Raw genomic sequence first — 14,298 nt, 5'->3', positions numbered from 1 at the left:
TCATGCGCGTGCATTTAATTGAATGTCGCTCCGCATCGCAAGTGCTAATGACTTTTCCGACGCCAGTGGCGCCCGACTGTCGAGGTGGAAAGATTCAGAACGCGAGCAACCTCTAACTGGTTAAGGCCCTTAGCTTTGAGCGCCAGAACCGCCTTGGTTGTTTCAATTCCCTTGGCCGCTTGCGGGTGCGTCAGCTCTGCCTGTTCAGCGTCCAATTGCACATCGAAAAGATCCAGCTCTCTGAGCTCTCGGACGGCCTCTTCAAGGACTTCTTTGGCTGACCCCCCGCGCTGTGCGCCGTGTGCGAGAGCTAAGAGGGTGAGCGGGGCAACCTGAAGGCCCCGCGCAACAGAATCGTTGGCTTCGATCGTTACCGCTCGCTCACCTCGTTCCAATCGGCTGACGTAGGACGCGTCAACGCCGGCCGAAACATCCTGCTGTTTGAACCCCTTGTTTTTCCGCAGCAAGCGGAGCGTCAAGGCATAGGCATCGCGAAGCAACATACACGTGTCCTGCAAAAGGAGACGGTATGCCGTGTTTGTTATGGCCCTCACAAATGTATATAGTCATGTGTGCGGGATTTCGATTTTCACACCGCTTTCAGGCGCATGTCTGGATGGCTCGCGTGCCTCCTACCAGCTCCGAAAAATGGGCGAGCGGAGGCAGTGGTCGATGACTACCTGCGGTGCACAACCTTTTCCATATTCCAGGGCTGTCGGCGTTACGGCGGAAGGGAGCGAATTGGTCACTGCCTGCTCACGGAATTTAGATAAATTGATAAAGGGATTGCTGTATGTCGCAAATGCGCAAAATCGTCGTGACTGTTAGAAACCATAAGGATAGTGAAACTGGCAATTCGTCGACATTTTACAAGCGGGTGAGAGCTGAGGATGAGTCGGGAAAAACAATCTATTTTAAGGGGCTTTTGGTTCCCAATTACCTTGATAAAAAGGGGGCGTATAACAAGGATGTCCCGCGAACTTGGTTTGTAAAATCGACGTCAAAGAAAATTACGGTCGTTGTCGGTTTTGAAAATAGCAGAGGTGAGTTCTTTTTTGATGGCGACGAGATAAAGGAGGTTGTTCGTGGGGCTCGGGTGCAAGGCCTGATATATGCTGTTGCAGCAGTACCAGCTTCCGTAATTGTTGCGATAGCAACCTATGGCTTAGGGTTGCTCTTATTGCCAGTGTTTTTATTTTATGCCTATCGATTCTTCTTCAAGATTCCCGCTGTGTTGAGCCATCAAACTCTAAAGCGGGATTTTGAGGGTTTTGGGATCAAAATTTAGCGTTGTTGTCGGGTGGTATTAGTCGAGCAGGGTAGGGAAATGAACTGGAAAGTGGCTATCCAAAACTGGGATGGGGAGGGCGCTATCCGCATTCCAGAGGAAGCGTTGCGCAAGATAGGCGTCAATATTGGCGATAGCGTTTACCTGTTAGTTGAGTACGTTGGCAATGCCCAGTGCCTTGTACTCAGCAAGACTCCTGAGATCGCGGATCGCACCGATGAGCTGGTCTCGCACTGGGATCGATCTGGGCAGGCGTAGCAGTGATCACGCTGGGCGACTCGTGGTTGCGAGGAGCGATCGATGAGGTGTTGGGCAGATATCTACAGGGCTTTGGTGTCTTCGTGAAACTGGCCGATTCAGGCAATGGAAACGACTCAGATGAGTGATGATTATGACGAGCCTGATTCGTCGCGCGAGGTTGACGAACAAGCAGGTCATTTCGACGTGCCTCTGTGTCCAAATCGCCTAATTTTGGCTGTCGAGGCGGTGCGTGGGCCGGGCATCGCGCTCGCGTTGCTCCGAGAGCATCTGCAGCTGCGCGAGACCGCTACGATGAAGTTTTCGGCCTATAGCGACTGCTTCTTTTTGCGGCTGGACGAAATCGACCGCTTTCAGAACCTGCGTGTCGGCGGGCTGGAGGCGGTGACAACTATGCCGTTCAAGGCTGGCGAGATTCTCAAGCACGAGATTTCGACCTGGACAGATTGAGATGTTGCTGGAGTTGAAGGCGCTGCGGGTGTTAAGGCGCTTGAAGAGCTCGGGCTGATTTACTCGAAGAGTTGAGGCGCTCCTTTGCTGAGCTCACAACATAGTACCGGAGTTTGGGAGATGATTGCGCCATATGATCAGAATTCAAAGATGCCGGCGGCGCCAGCCGCACGCAATTCCGACTATTTTCCTTGTTTCTCCTTCATCCTCTGAATCGCATCTGGCAGGTTTTGTATGAATTTCACACCAACGTAAAAAGACCCTTTTCCGACTAACTTTGCTGTTGAAGCGGCTCGGTCAATACCTGTACCGTTCGAAAAGTCTTCTTTAACTTCGTTCCACGCCTCCCCCATCATCTTGTCGAGCGATTCGTTGAAGGTAGGTATGCTTCTATTTTGGATTTCGTCGTCCATGTAGTTTCCTTATTAAGCGAGCTCTTGCTCATCATAGAGCTCGCTATCGAAGCAATTTCAGGAGATTAAGTCTCAACCGCAGAAATGATCTTTGCCTGCCCGCGCTCACGTTCCTTGATCTTCTCTTTCGCCTGACTAGCGCTACTTGCACGCACGCTAGTCGTGATCACCGAAGAGCTCGTACCGCGAGTAAATGTCACGCGAAAGTTCTTGTCGCTCATCCGTACCTCTCCATGTAGTGGCAAACTGCCTTGTCTGGTGATATTTATCACTTGGTGCGCGCGAGCGCAACCCCTAACTAAAACGGACAGCTTTGTGCCGCTACTGCGGACGCCGTAAGGCAGCCGCTAACGCCGGTGTTTTCTTCCTGGTTTACCATCCATTTCAAATACCCTTCGTCTTGAGGTATGAAGCTCTTCAAAAATATGTTCAGTTCGGGTCAACGTAAGGCACAGTGAGGCAAGCCGACCTCGTGAACTCCTCATTAGGAAACTGCGCCAAAGCGTTATTTCACCTCCAGTCACGCTTCGTATCGGTTGCGCTCCATCGAGATGAGGCATTCATCTGCTGACTGAACCTCAGCGCATCACGGCCCAGAAGCAGCAGCGTTTTACGCCTGTTCTCTTTACTCGGATGGCGTGGGCCGTTCGGATCCCAACGTAGCCACGTGTCGAAATAAGGCTTTTCCCGCTCTTCGTCGATGTCAGGTCGTAGGCGAATAATTTCGGGCGGTGTTGGGTTTGCTCTCGCTGATGCTTGCTGTGGAATAAGTCCGTTCAGTTGTTCTAGAAAAGCACCCGGTTTGAGGTAGTTCCCGCTCTCGCCGTTGACGCGGAGAACGTCGAGTAGGTCGTTGTACATGTCCCCAAAGTAAGGCCTGATGCTGTAGCCAGGCTGGACGTCAAAGCGGAAGAATTTTGGGGTGTTACCTCGGGAGGTGAGCGCTAGAACAAAAGGGGCGTCCCGGGTTGAAAACAAGCAGTCGAAACTGGCTGCACCTGCTTGAATTTGGAACTGCTGCATGTCCGAACCTATAGCAATCATGCTTTGGTGAAGGGCCTTCAAAGATGTCATTTTCATCAGTTCACATGCTCTCCTGTGTGTCATGGGGTGTGATCTTGCCTGCCGTTCAGGGGCCATCCACGATCTGGATAGCGATGATGACCATGCCGAGGGCAAGGGGAAATCTTCGATTTGTAAGATTATTGGAACGGCTGGGAAGCCAACTGAGGTAGGCCTTCATCAGCGTTACGCCGCAGATCGCGGGCGCTTGATTCAGTCCGTTCACAATGATGAGCGGGTGATCAAGCGCTCGGAGATTCGGAAAGGCTGGATGCCTAGTGTTGTTACGATGCAAAGACTAGGTAGACTGAGTGGCCAAATGCCATCATTGCGGTTTTAGAGGCTGAGCCTTGATTAGAAAACCTTAAACCGTTTCTCAAGAAAACTGATCGAAAGGGACTGAATTTATGCAAAGGAACGATGCTGAGAAACTGCTCAAGGTCGCTATCAACGATGGCGCCGCTACCTTCAGAGAAGGGCAATGGGAGGCGATTGATGCGCTGGTCAACGACCGCAAAAAGCTGCTGGTCGTTCAGCGAACCGGCTGGGGGAAGAGCTCTGTCTACTTCATCAGTACGAGGATTCTGCGTGACCGAGGACAAGGGCCAACCATAATCATCTCGCCCCTGCTGGCACTGATGCGCAACCAAGTCGAGTCGGCACGACGGCTGGGCATCAACGCACTCACCATTAACTCGACCAATACCAGTGATCGAGACGCGGCACTTCAGGCAGTTCGATACGACCAGGTTGACTGCCTGCTGGTCTCACCAGAAATGCTCGCGAACCAAGACTTTGTGGAAATATTCCTGCAGCCAATCGCGGATCGTATCGGTTTGATGGTCATCGATGAGGCGCACTGTATTTCCGACTGGGGGCACGACTTCCGCCCTGATTACCAGCGTATTGTTAACATCATGCGCTTCCTCCCACCGAACACGCCCTTCCTGGGAACGACTGCAACTGCAAACATGCGGGTGGTGAACGATATCCAAGCTCAGTTTGGTGACATCCATATCGTTAGAGGCACACTGACACGCGAGAGCCTTTCGCTGCAGAATCTGATCATTCCGGATCAGGCGAGTCGCCTCGCATGGTTGGCCCAAACCATCCCAATCCTGCCTGGGACGGGCATTGTCTATGCGCTCACCCTGCGAGACAGTGAACAGGTCGCTAGCTGGCTTCGCGCCAATGGGATCGATGCTGCTTCCTACCACAGTGGTGTTACCCACCCCGACTTTGAAAGTACAGATAAGTATCGTCAGCACCTTGAAGAGCAACTGCTGGCTAACCAGATCAAGGTGCTCGTAGCGACCACCGCATTGGGTATGGGCTACGACAAGCCTGATCTGCACTTCGTCATCCATTACCAAGCGCCTAGCTCGATAGTTGCCTACTACCAGCAGGTTGGACGGGCGGGACGAGCGATTGAGCACTCACTGGGTTTGCTCATGTCCGGGCAAGAGGATGAGGAAATTCACGCGTTTTTTAGACGCGCAGCGTTTCCTACCTCTGGACAAGTCAATCATCTGCTCGATGTCTTGGATAAATCCGACGGGCTTACGGTTCACGAGATGGAAGAGCGAAGCAACCTCTCAAAAGGACAGATCGAGAAGATCCTGAAGCAGCTGAGTGTCGAAAATCCATCGCCACTCATCAAAAGAGGAACCAAGTGGCTGCGTACACCAGTCCACTACCAACTAGATCTAGACCGTATCAATACGCTTACCGCGCTGCGCGAGGATGAATGGCGGCAGGTTCAGCAATACCTGAGTGAACCAAGGTGCATGATGGAGTTCCTACGAGGTGCACTGGACGACCCGGAGAATGCCGCTTGCGGGAAGTGTTCGCGCTGTCTGAGCAGGGAGTTGGTGTCAAGCAATGTGGACAATAGATTGGTGCATCAAGCGGCCTCGTTTATCCGGCATGCCGAATTCCCAATCAAGCCTCGTAAGCAGATAGCCAAAGGTGCGTTTGCACATTATGGCTTCCCGACCAACCTACCGCCTGAGATTCAAGCGTCTGAAGGTCGAGTACTTTCACAATGGCGTGACGGAGGGTGGGGAGACCTCGCTGCCGACGGGAAGGAGAGTGGCGATTTTGATGATGCTCTGGTTTCAGCTATGGCTGAAATGATTCAAGTACGCTGGCAGCCGAAACCTGCACCCACGTGGGTGTGCTGCGTCCCGTCCTTGGGGCATCCAAAGCTGGTACCTGACTTTGCTCGGCGCTTGGCTAAAGCATTGGGAATTCCCTTCGTCAACTGTGTGACAAAGGTCAGGCAAAATGAGCCACAGAAGTGGCAAAACAACCGATATCACCAGTGCCGGAATCTAGATGGGGTGTTCGCCGTTGGCGATACTATCCACCCAGGCCCGGCGTTACTCGTTGACGACATGATCGACTCAGGCTGGACGATGACCGTTATCGCAGCCCTGCTTAGGCAGGCGGGCAGCGGGGAAGTCTATCCGCTGGCAATTTCATCTACGGCAAGCAACGCATGATAAATACCAACACCCAGGCGATCCTCCTGCTGACCTCCTACTTTTCGAAGTCGGTCGGTGACGCCAAACCACTCTCTCCAACAGAGTGGGGGCGGTTTGCTCAGTGGCTCAACGCCCAAGGGAAAACACCTGCAGATCTGGTAACGGCTGAGCCGCATGCCGTGCTTCAGGGCTGGCATGACGACAAAATCCAGTTGGCACGCATTGAGCAACTACTTGAGCGCGGCCACGCCTTGGCTCTGGCGTTGGATAAGTGGAGCAGGGCGGGGTTGTGGGTACTGACGCGATCAGATGCTGACTATCCCAAGGCGCTCAAGCACCACCTGCGCAATAGCGCGCCACCGGTACTATTCGGCTGCGGAAACCCGCGACTACTGAATCAGGGAGGTATTAGTGTCGTCGGTGCACGCAAGGCGGATGATGTCGATCTTGTCTACGCCACGTCTCTGGGCGAGCAAATCGCAAAGGCCGGGATGAGCGTTGTCTCGGGTGGGGCACGGGGCGTCGATGAGGCTGCCATGCAGGGCGGGTTGAAACAGGAGGGAACCGTCATTGGCATCATGGCGGATAGCCTTCTTACGGCAGCGTTATCCGCTAAATGGCGACAGGGGTTGATGAGCACTAACCTGGTGTTGGTTTCGCCGTTTTATCCCGAGGCAGGTTTCAATGCAGGCAACGCGATGGCGAGGAATAAATACATCTACTGCCTCAGTCAAGCTGCAGTGGTTATTCGCTCGGATACGAAAGGTGGAACTTGGAACGGTGCAATTGAAAACCTTAAGAAAGCTTGGGTGCCTCTGTGGGTCAAGTACGATGCGAACGCCGAGTCAGGCAACCACGCGTTAGTAGCGCGAGGGGGGCAATGGCTAAAAGAGACAGTTGAACAAGTGGATATGCATCGACTATTCGCCCGAGGCAAACCAGAGTCAGAAGTTTCCTCATCGGTACCCGTCGAATATAATGTTTTAAGCTCGAATGAAGCCTCCCTTGGGAGTGGAGCAGCTGAAGATGTTGCTCCACAACAACCCCCTCATATTGATGGAGCTACCAGCCAAGATGCGAAGCCAACTCTAGACGCTGCTATAGCCGACCTAAGTTTCTATCAATTCTTCCTCAAAAAAATGGCATGCGTTGATAGCCCTGCAAATGCTGACGAGCTGAGCCAGCGGTGGGCCATATCCAAGACACAGATCGCTGAATGGCTTAAGCAATCGGTCAAAGAAGGCCGGGTTAGGCGACTGACAAACCCCGTTCGCTATCTCCCGATTGATGATCGTGAGGTAAAAATCACTACCGCTGTGACGTCGGATCAAGCGTCTGACGGGCAGATGGGATTCCAACTGAATTGACCAGACTGATCCACGCGCTGTGCTGCTGCGTGTTTTGCACAGGTCTTGGGTCGTGGCGTGAAGGGGCCCGTTGCGGCTCTTTGAGTAAAAGCAACGAGTTCGATTGAGACCCAAGCCCTTGAGGCATAGTCTCTTGAATGGGCGCAGTTGCCCTGAGAGGATTCATTGATGCTTTTGAAACGACTCAACGCTCCGATACCGTTCCTCACCTTCGTGGTAGTCTCGATCGGGTTCTGGGTGATCCAATTCCGCTACTTCGACCTGATCGGCTGGAACTACAGCGTCTGCCATTGGTTGTTTGGATTCACATTCCCTTTTTTTCTAAGCTATCTCAGCGTGCCTTGTGGGCGTGTCCAGATGACACCTCTTACGGAGGTGTTGAAGCGGATACTGGCAGTCCCGTTTTATACCTGGCCACTAGCACTTTTGCGGGTTGCCTACCGTTCTACCGTGCGTGATCTGAACGAGGGATTGCCCTGGAATCCTTGGGTTGGCGCTTCGATCACCCTGGCGTTTTCGATGGGCAATGAGATGTTCGTTGACCCAACGATGAACGGGATTCCTTTCGTACACGCCTACGACCATTTTCTGGCTGACGTTCTCGGAATCACATGCTTCCTTCTGGTGACTATGCGTTGGGTACACCGCGCTCGTGAGCATGCGGTGAGCGAGTAAGTACGCTAGTTCCAGCACCTTTCGATTTGGTTGCCTGATACCTGTGATGGCAGCGCTGATGAGCTTGGAAAGCCGTAGGATTGGTTGTACAGGCCCATCGGGCAGTGTAGCAGCCGCCCGGTGAGCCTGTACTCTTGTCCGACAGCCCTGCGCATCATCGCGCAAGAGAGCTATAGCGGAAATTGTAGTGAGGCAAGCCGAGCGCGGCATGCGCAAGGCTGGATGTCCAAAGGGCTAGGACGGGGTTGCTTGGTTTAAGATATCGGTCTCGCTGAGGCACGCAAGCTGAATTTTTCATCTGCCCGATGCCCCATCTCAAGGCTCGCATGCCACTAGTTCGAGCCTTGGGTTGAAATGAATGGCATTGGGACTCTGCGATTTATTGAGTGCTCATGCTCGCAAGTGCTTCCATCGCTGTGAAATGATCCTTCTCCAGAAGAACTTCCTTAGTAACTACTCCTCTGATTCTGCCTTTGAATATTTCCAGCCCGACCTTCGAAAGTAGGTAAGGATCAAGGAGCCTGCGTGCAGCCTCAACCGCCATGGGCGAAGGCCGGGACGACTGATGATCCAACTCAGCGGTTGTCGTTTTCCCCAGAAGCAGCTCGTCAACCCGCAAGCCAGGGATCGATCGTAGTCCCCGTTCTATTCGCGCAATAGAAGCAACCGCTTGGTCACGCTCTTCCTGCAGGAGCTGGACATAGGCCCTAAGGCTTTCATCGGCGATCAGAGGCGCCCCGCGATCCGTTCGTTTACGTGGCTCGGCTAGCATCTGGTGCGAGGCGCGTAGCCTCAGATACTTGAGTAAAACGTCCTTAGAGTTCCGGATGGACTGAGCTTTGGGGCCATCCCAGCCGCGATCGCGGCAGTACCGCTCGATTGCACCAGGAGACAGCTTTAGTTTCTGCTCTTCGAGGTAATCACATGCCGTCTTGATACGTTCAAACGACTCACGCTGACGTGGATTTGTGATCTCGGATGCCATCTGTTCGAAGGCCTTCGATACAGTTTCTGAGGGGGTCATTCAGAGTTCCACACATTCAATGAAATTTTGACGATTTACCGCTTCGGCTACCCGATGCGATTGCGCATCCCCATTTGATTCCAAAGCACCTATCACTGCCATCAGGTTGGGATAGGCTGAAAGTTTCTTGTTGCCCGATAGCACGTCATTTAAGTGCTGGGATTCCACTTGCTGAAGTAGCAATGCTGACATCAAGTTGCTCGCCTCACGAGCCTGAGCCTCGTTCAACCTCAGCAAAAACGGATCCATTCCGTTAGATACAAGCATGCGGGAGAGGATGGAATGCTTCTCAAGCTCTGCCTCACGATTTGGAAACCCGGTAACGAACTCCGCCATTTGAGTGATTTGATCCAACAGCGCGAACTCATGCGACTCTTCCAGCGTTACTTTGAGCTCAGCGGCGCTGGATGAGCTGAGGAGAGCGACCTGCTTGCCCTTGCCTGTCCGCTGCTCAACGCTTTCGACGTACTCGTCCAGCAGCACCAACGACTGCTCTGCATACTGATAACGCGCAACCCATTCTTCGATATCGATGGCGAGCTCCCGATTCAGGAGGTCTGCTCGGTCGCGGAGCTCTCGGGCTTTACGTTGATTTCCCTCATCTTCATATGTAAGTCGGTCATCATTCAGCTTCGCTAGCTCAAGACCCTTCTTACGGATCCCATAAGCGAGATTGTTGACGGACGCCACCTGTCCTAAGAGGAAGCCTGGCCCGGTCAGCCAATGGCGGCAAAGGCCGCATCGCTGGCCACCTGGAACCGGGCCATGAATGACCCTAGTGGAATCGACCGGGCCTCCGTCACTACATGACGTACCTGGACAGATCCCATCCACGCCAATGGTCATTATCCCAGTTTTTAGCCGTATGGCATCGCAACCAGACCCCTGCCCTTGGCCATCCTTACCTAGCAGGAATTGAGAAAAGTGCTCAAAATCCTCCATGAACATCTCAGATCCAACCATGTCCATGTTGCTTAGAGACTTTTCGTGTGCCTCGGACATTAACTCGCGAATTTTAAGCGGGGAGTATCTCAAGTAATGAAGTGTCATTACCAATGTCTGATGACCAGCAACAAACATTGAGACAATCTCCAGCGGTACGCCGCTTTCAATCATCGAAGTGATACCGCTTACTCGCAAAGTATGCAAGTCTACAAGCCAGGATAGCTTGCCGTTTTCATTAGTCTCCACAAGTTTTAGATTGTGCCCGTACTTCTTTTGTATACGGGTCTGCGCCTCCTGTAGGACAAAAGTATAGTAAATTGAGAGGCGCCTATAGCTAATTGGTGTATTTGGGTCAAATAGCGACGGATCGCGGAACAGTGGCGTGACCTGAGGGCCTTTTTCGGACATTCGCTCCCTGTCAGCGGTGCTCTGTTTATCACCGTAGTAAGCGATGGGGCGACTCATAGGCGGAGTATACCTGTTTGCCCAACGGATTGAGTCCCGCAGCAACTCAGACAATTTATTGGAAGCGTATGGTATGGAATATCCTATATCCCTTCCATCGTAGCTCGCAGTCTTGTTGGTATTAATCCACAGCCCAAGCCAGTCTTTTTGCCTTAGGCCATCATGATGCAGCCTCAAAGCGCATTCTTTACGCCCCAAAATCCGATATGGCGATTGGTTCTGAACCATAACGCCCAGTTTCTCATCAAAAACTTCTTCGTCTAACTCGCCCGAGTCAAGCCAGCGAGCTTGGTGACTGCGGACAGGCATCTCCAGCATCATATATAAACAGTTGTTAATAGCAGGAAACCATACCCGATCTGGATGGCCAGTCTCTTTGTCGACCACTTTGACATAATGCAACTTCATTGATTTTGAAAAGGCGAAGTCGTCTACAATCAGTATGTCTTTTAGTTCGTTCAGGACGTAGCTTGGTAGCGCATTTCGCTTAGTCTGCGAATGGTTTCTGCGTGAGCCAAACTTATCAGTTTGAAGAACCGGATTCTTTAAATTTTTAATTTCTCCATTTTCTTTGGTGTGTAAGCTTTCAATATACCAGTCAAAAAAATACCTGATTTGTGAGATGATTGATGACGCAGAGGCCGGGTTTATGCCAAGCTGGTCGATGTAAGACCAAAATGTATTGGGATGGAGTTTTGTTGCATCATTTATGTGGAATTGGCGCTGTACAAACTCCGGAGCAGCCGGAGGGTATTCCAATGTCAGCAAGTAATCACCGAAATGGTTAAGGCGCATCACCTGTCCATCGATGCGCGCTGTCTTCAGTTGAGCAATGTACTCCCCGAAATAATCCGACCAAAGACCCAATTCTGGGTTCGCCTGCCTAATCCACTCAAATTTACCATCGGATCTTGATGCGCCTTTCGAACGATAATTTTTGGGTGATCGGGTTTTATCAATTTGTGTGTCAGGGTTTGCTTGGTTGTAAAGTAGTCTCAGGATTTGAGCTGCACGAGCGGCAATGCTTGATTGTATTTGAATTACCTTATTCTGCAAGTCGCTCTGCATTAATGAATCTTTTACGGAGTCTTCAAAAGCAGTGATTAGCTCTGGGGTTAGATCATTTGATGAGTGCACTTGGCTTGTCATCAGAAAAGTAAAGGAATGTGATAAAAGATTTCCTTTTGCGTGGTGTATCGCATTCAGAACTTCTTTAATAAAAGGATATTTTAGAAGAGAGTAGTTAGGCTTCTTCAGGGTCGTCCACTTAGACCGAGAAATCCAGTTGTAGACGCTTTGAGGAAATAGAATGAGGTTTCGGCTCCACAAAATGGTCAGCAGTTCCAAATAGCGAGGAACATGAAATTCTGGTGTTGTTTCGCCAGCCGCACCGTTTCGGGCTGATGTCTCTATAAGATAATTGATGAATTCATGAACTCCACCTTGCTCTTCTAAGATTTTAACGAAATCTGGTGCAAGGACAACTTCAGGCATTTTCAAAACTGAGCTAAGCCCTATGCGATTAGTAGGCTTCAGAGACTCGATCAGTTTGATTTGCTCAGCTAGGGGTAGGGACTTCAACTCCCTCATGAGTTTGGTGCCCTTTAAGTTTTTGCCGTAAGCTGTTGCCAGGCGGGTGCTGAAAACTTCAAAAGGGTTACATGTGTTTTTTACGGTTTTAAGAGCGGTTATGTATGTTCCAGATGCAGCCGGTTTCAGCAAATGGCTTGCCCAGTACTCATCAATCCGAATGCGTTCATGCTCTTCAATGACACTGAGTAATATTTCCTTGGTAAGAGTTGGGTCGATATAGGCCTGGAACTCACTAAGATTTATCGCTACATTTGAACCCGTTTTGGCAACAGGAAACCAACAAGCGCCCATGGTCGTGGCATTAGATGTCATTTAGTTTCACCGGTGGAGCCATGAATTCTTGTTCAGCAGCAGACTGTTTTTCATGCGCCTCTTTCAAGGCTTTGCGTACACTTTCCATACTTAAGTGATAATAAATTTCTGTGGACTGAAGGCTAGCATGGTGCATAATTTTATTCGTTCGCTCTAAGGAAAGTTGAAGGATGCTAGCGCAATAAAAACCAAAAAAATGCCGGGCGCCATGGGGATTAACTCCCGGGTTACTAGTGCGTAGTCCTGCGCGTTTTGCTGCTCTGTAAAAAGATTTTGATGCGTTCGATAGTTTTAATGGCCCGCCGAAGAACTCTCCAGGTTGAAAGTTTGCGAAGTAATACGGGTGGTTGTCGGGGATATGTGCGCGCTCAGTTTTCATGTACTTGGAGTGTAATTTGGCAAATAGCCTTCCAGCATCTGGGCGAAGCCAATGTACCTGCGATTCTGCTTTTGAACCGTTATCGGCTGTCATGCCTTTCCATCCAGCATGCATTGGGTGATTTTCAGCAAGGTAGTTACGAGGGCCGATACCGTAACGCTCTTTCAAGAACTCTTGACGATTCCCCCTGCGGTTTTTCCCACTTCTGTCTACCCACTTGTACTGACCGTCTTTCGGATGACCCAGCACCACGATAGCGACACCGTCCGCCCCGACGCTCACATCAGTGACAAAGAGATGTAGAGGCTCGGAAATTCTCAAGCCCCCAAAGAAAAGGAGTATTAGAAAGAGCTTATCCCGAAGTGACGGGCAAGAACCGATGGCTTCCCAGATTTTGTTCGGAGGGAAGTGTTCAGGCGTGTAAGTGGGCTTAAATTTTTTTGCCTGAGGTACAAATTCTCTCTGCGATACGATTCCTTGGCCTTCTGCTGTGGAACCGTATAAGTGATGAAGCATATTCCACTTACTTCGCGCAGCACTTCTGAACTTAGCCGTCATTTGATCCTTTAGGCTCAAATTAGTGATCAGAGAGGTCTCAACTGGGTTCGCTGCAACATGGCCGAAATTGTCTGCGCACCAGTCCGAAAACTCGCTTATGGCCCTTACGTCAGCCATTGCAGTTTCCTTGCGTACACTTTCCCAACCAAGGCTTGGCAACCCAAACCGACGTGCTTCGTGGAACTGCCTAAGAAGCATAGTCAGTTGGCCTTCCGAAACCGGCGTGCTAGCTTTTTCAAGTGTATAGAAATCGTAGAAGCGCCCGATCGCACTGACTGCTTTTGACAGCCGCGAAGGAGAGGGTTCTGTCTCCAGTAGGATGCACCTCGTCCATGCAAGCGTAAGAAGACTCAGCTCTCCGTCAATCAAAAACAGGAACGGTAGGCTTTGGCCAATCGGGCCTTCTAGAATGGGGATGTTGATGATCGAATGGGCTGTCTTGGCCATGTCAAAGGTATATTGGTTAGGGGGTTGGTACTTTAACGCATTAGGCTCGGTGGTGGTTGGGGTGGCTGTCATTTCTGGTTTCCGTCTTGGGTCTGGTGAGGTTTATGGGGCTTCAGGGGGTAATAGTTGGTGGTGGTAGGGGTAGAGAACCACGCTGTCGGCCAACGCCCTGGCCATGCGCTGCATGCGCGTGAACCTGGAGCAGGTGATGACGCCTGCGGCCTACGCTCATATGCTGCCGCTGGCCGCACGCCTGGCCGACGGCCTGCGCGGGCTGATCAGCAAACATGGCCTGAACTGGTCAGTGACCGAACTGGGTGCGCGCTGCGAATTCCAGTTCTGCGCCACCTCGCCGAAAACCGGCGCCGAAGCCGAGGCGGCCTTCCATGACAGCTTGCAGATGGCCTTGCACCTGTATCTGATCAACCGTGGCATCCTCATCACGCCGTTTCACAACATGACCCTGTGTACGCCGCAGACCACTCCTGCCGACGTCGACACGCTGATCGCCACCCTCGATGAAGGGCTGACCGAGCTGTTGGCGATTCCAGGTGCCCGTGCCTAACGCCGTAGGCC

13 protein-coding genes and 1 pseudogene are annotated in these 14,298 nt (G+C 51.6%); 7 read left to right on the top strand and 7 right to left on the bottom strand.

The features are described from left to right. Positions 1 to 44 precede the first annotated feature (44 nt). Positions 45 to 503, bottom strand: coding sequence for a helix-turn-helix transcriptional regulator (locus BVH06_RS15620; RefSeq protein ID WP_075934667.1), 459 nt, complete (start codon positions 501 to 503; stop codon positions 45 to 47). 290 nt (positions 504 to 793) lie between these two features. Between BVH06_RS15620 and BVH06_RS15615 the strand changes: the two genes are divergently transcribed. The 3 genes from BVH06_RS15615 to BVH06_RS15605 all read left to right on the top strand — a co-directional run bounded on the left by BVH06_RS15615 (position 794) and on the right by BVH06_RS15605 (position 1,996). Then, positions 794 to 1,288, top strand: a complete 495-nt coding sequence (locus BVH06_RS15615; protein WP_075934666.1) for a hypothetical protein — start codon at positions 794 to 796, stop codon at positions 1,286 to 1,288. Positions 1,289 to 1,327: 39 nt separating this feature from the next. Next, complete coding sequence (locus BVH06_RS15610; RefSeq protein ID WP_075934665.1) at positions 1,328 to 1,546, top strand: AbrB/MazE/SpoVT family DNA-binding domain-containing protein; 219 nt, start codon at positions 1,328 to 1,330, stop codon at positions 1,544 to 1,546. A gap of 120 nt (positions 1,547 to 1,666) precedes the next feature. After that, positions 1,667 to 1,996: a hypothetical protein gene (locus tag BVH06_RS15605; RefSeq protein ID WP_139315654.1), complete on the top strand. Its 330-nt coding sequence runs from the start codon at positions 1,667 to 1,669 to the stop codon at positions 1,994 to 1,996. A gap of 182 nt (positions 1,997 to 2,178) precedes the next feature. Here BVH06_RS15605 and BVH06_RS15600 read toward each other — a convergent pair whose 3' ends face one another. The 3 genes from BVH06_RS15600 to BVH06_RS15595 all read right to left on the bottom strand — a co-directional run bounded on the left by BVH06_RS15600 (position 2,179) and on the right by BVH06_RS15595 (position 3,489). Continuing rightward, positions 2,179 to 2,409: a hypothetical protein gene (locus BVH06_RS15600; protein ID WP_075934664.1), complete on the bottom strand. Its 231-nt coding sequence runs from the start codon at positions 2,407 to 2,409 to the stop codon at positions 2,179 to 2,181. Between the two features lie 65 nt (positions 2,410 to 2,474). After that, positions 2,475 to 2,630, bottom strand: coding sequence for a hypothetical protein (locus tag BVH06_RS25745; RefSeq protein ID WP_168172915.1), 156 nt, complete (start codon positions 2,628 to 2,630; stop codon positions 2,475 to 2,477). A 289-nt stretch (positions 2,631 to 2,919) separates the two neighbouring features. Further along, positions 2,920 to 3,489: a DUF6037 family protein gene (locus tag BVH06_RS15595; protein ID WP_075934663.1), complete on the bottom strand. Its 570-nt coding sequence runs from the start codon at positions 3,487 to 3,489 to the stop codon at positions 2,920 to 2,922. A 389-nt stretch (positions 3,490 to 3,878) separates the two neighbouring features. Here BVH06_RS15595 and BVH06_RS15590 point away from each other — a divergent pair, with 389 nt between their 5' ends. From BVH06_RS15590 to BVH06_RS15580, 3 genes are all read left to right on the top strand, one after another. After that, positions 3,879 to 5,975, top strand: coding sequence for a RecQ family ATP-dependent DNA helicase (locus BVH06_RS15590; protein WP_075934662.1), 2,097 nt, complete (start codon positions 3,879 to 3,881; stop codon positions 5,973 to 5,975). Beyond that, positions 5,972 to 7,324 (top strand): DNA-processing protein DprA, encoded by a 1,353-nt coding sequence (locus tag BVH06_RS15585; RefSeq protein ID WP_075934661.1) that lies wholly within the window; start codon positions 5,972 to 5,974, stop codon positions 7,322 to 7,324. Before BVH06_RS15590 ends, BVH06_RS15585 begins: the two co-directional genes overlap by 4 nt. Before the next feature lie 168 nt (positions 7,325 to 7,492). Continuing rightward, on the top strand, positions 7,493 to 7,999 hold the full coding sequence (locus BVH06_RS15580) for a hypothetical protein (RefSeq protein ID WP_075934660.1): 507 nt from the start codon (positions 7,493 to 7,495) through the stop codon (positions 7,997 to 7,999). Positions 8,000 to 8,378: 379 nt separating this feature from the next. Here the strand turns inward: BVH06_RS15580 and BVH06_RS15575 are convergent, their stop codons facing one another. The 3 genes from BVH06_RS15575 to BVH06_RS15565 are packed head-to-tail and all read right to left on the bottom strand — an operon-like array spanning position 8,379 to position 13,794. After that, positions 8,379 to 9,023 carry a hypothetical protein gene (locus BVH06_RS15575; RefSeq protein ID WP_075934659.1) on the bottom strand — a complete coding sequence of 215 codons (645 nt, stop codon included), beginning with the start codon at positions 9,021 to 9,023 and terminating at the stop codon, positions 8,379 to 8,381. After that, the gene (locus BVH06_RS15570) at positions 9,024 to 12,338 is read right to left on the bottom strand and encodes a VPA1269 family protein (RefSeq protein WP_083652068.1); all 3,315 of its coding nucleotides are present in this window, start codon (positions 12,336 to 12,338) and stop codon (positions 9,024 to 9,026) included. Beyond that, a complete protein-coding gene (locus BVH06_RS15565) occupies positions 12,328 to 13,794 on the bottom strand; it encodes a site-specific integrase (RefSeq protein WP_075934657.1) in 1,467 nt (488 codons plus the stop codon). The genes BVH06_RS15570 and BVH06_RS15565 overlap by 11 nt, the downstream gene beginning before the upstream one ends. 76 nt (positions 13,795 to 13,870) lie before the next feature. On the opposite strand from BVH06_RS15565, the pseudogene BVH06_RS15560 reads away from it, so the two are divergent. Then, positions 13,871 to 14,287: pseudogene (locus BVH06_RS15560) on the top strand (aspartate aminotransferase family protein); the annotation flags it as partial. Between the last annotated feature and the right edge of the window lie 11 nt (positions 14,288 to 14,298).

Origin of the sequence: Pseudomonas sp. PA27(2017), from assembly GCF_001945445.1 — a bacterium.
GTDB lineage: Bacteria > Pseudomonadota > Gammaproteobacteria > Pseudomonadales > Pseudomonadaceae > Aquipseudomonas.
This window is presented reverse-complemented; position numbering and strand designations above follow the sequence as displayed.

What these genes read in the sequence shown, in the direction of transcription:
- BVH06_RS15620 (WP_075934667.1), bottom strand. Translation starts at nt 503, where the DNA reads ATGTTGCTTCGCGATGCCTATGCCTTGACGCTCCGCTTGCTGCGGAAA.
- BVH06_RS15580 (WP_075934660.1), top strand. Translation starts at nt 7,493, where the DNA reads ATGCTTTTGAAACGACTCAACGCTCCGATACCGTTCCTCACCTTCGTG.
- BVH06_RS15570 (WP_083652068.1), bottom strand. Translation starts at nt 12,338, where the DNA reads ATGACATCTAATGCCACGACCATGGGCGCTTGTTGGTTTCCTGTTGCC.
- BVH06_RS15615 (WP_075934666.1), top strand. Translation starts at nt 794, where the DNA reads ATGTCGCAAATGCGCAAAATCGTCGTGACTGTTAGAAACCATAAGGAT.
- BVH06_RS25745 (WP_168172915.1), bottom strand. Translation starts at nt 2,630, where the DNA reads ATGAGCGACAAGAACTTTCGCGTGACATTTACTCGCGGTACGAGCTCT.
- BVH06_RS15595 (WP_075934663.1), bottom strand. Translation starts at nt 3,489, where the DNA reads ATGAAAATGACATCTTTGAAGGCCCTTCACCAAAGCATGATTGCTATA.
- BVH06_RS15610 (WP_075934665.1), top strand. Translation starts at nt 1,328, where the DNA reads ATGAACTGGAAAGTGGCTATCCAAAACTGGGATGGGGAGGGCGCTATC.
- BVH06_RS15575 (WP_075934659.1), bottom strand. Translation starts at nt 9,023, where the DNA reads ATGACCCCCTCAGAAACTGTATCGAAGGCCTTCGAACAGATGGCATCC.
- BVH06_RS15590 (WP_075934662.1), top strand. Translation starts at nt 3,879, where the DNA reads ATGCAAAGGAACGATGCTGAGAAACTGCTCAAGGTCGCTATCAACGAT.
- BVH06_RS15600 (WP_075934664.1), bottom strand. Translation starts at nt 2,409, where the DNA reads ATGGACGACGAAATCCAAAATAGAAGCATACCTACCTTCAACGAATCG.
- BVH06_RS15605 (WP_139315654.1), top strand. Translation starts at nt 1,667, where the DNA reads ATGAGTGATGATTATGACGAGCCTGATTCGTCGCGCGAGGTTGACGAA.
- BVH06_RS15565 (WP_075934657.1), bottom strand. Translation starts at nt 13,794, where the DNA reads ATGACAGCCACCCCAACCACCACCGAGCCTAATGCGTTAAAGTACCAA.
- BVH06_RS15585 (WP_075934661.1), top strand. Translation starts at nt 5,972, where the DNA reads ATGATAAATACCAACACCCAGGCGATCCTCCTGCTGACCTCCTACTTT.